At 64.4% G+C, this 511-nt stretch carries 1 protein-coding gene; it reads left to right on the top strand.

All coding sequences use genetic code 11. From position 1 onward, the window contains the following. The coding region (hisF, locus tag CXQ97_RS21365) for a HisA/HisF-related TIM barrel protein (protein ID WP_258062835.1) at positions 1-394 on the top strand (394 nt) is incomplete at its 5' end. Positions 395-511: the final 117 nt, after the last annotated feature.

Here is a 511-nt window from a genome sequence, read left to right on the forward strand (position 1 = left end):
CGTCGTCGCCATCGATGCGAAGAAGGTCTCCGCGCCGGGCGAGCCGGGTCGCTGGGAAATCTTCACCCATGGCGGGCGCAAGCCCACCGGCCTGGATGCGGTGGCCTGGGCGAAGAAGATGGAAGACCTCGGCGCTGGCGAAATCCTGCTGACCAGCATGGATCAGGACGGCGTGAAGAGCGGCTACGACCTGGGCGTCACCCGGGCCATCAGCGAAGCGCTGTGCATCCCGGTGATCGCCTCCGGTGGCGTCGGCAATCTGCAGCACCTGGCCGATGGCATCCTCGAAGGCAAGGCCGATGCGGTGCTCGCCGCGAGCATCTTCCACTTCGGCGAATACACGATTCCGGAAGCCAAGGCCTATCTGGCCGCCCGCGGCATCGTGATGCGCTGATCGCGTTGCCGGCAGAGCGAAAGGCTTCGCTCTCGAAACATGGACACGTCCGCGGCTGTTGCGGATAAGTACTCAGGGGGTACACACATGCGCAAGACAATCTCTACCATCGCCGCA

This window comes from Arthrobacter sp. B0490 (genome assembly GCF_002929355.1).
Taxonomy (GTDB): domain Bacteria; phylum Actinomycetota; class Actinomycetes; order Actinomycetales; family Micrococcaceae; genus Arthrobacter_D.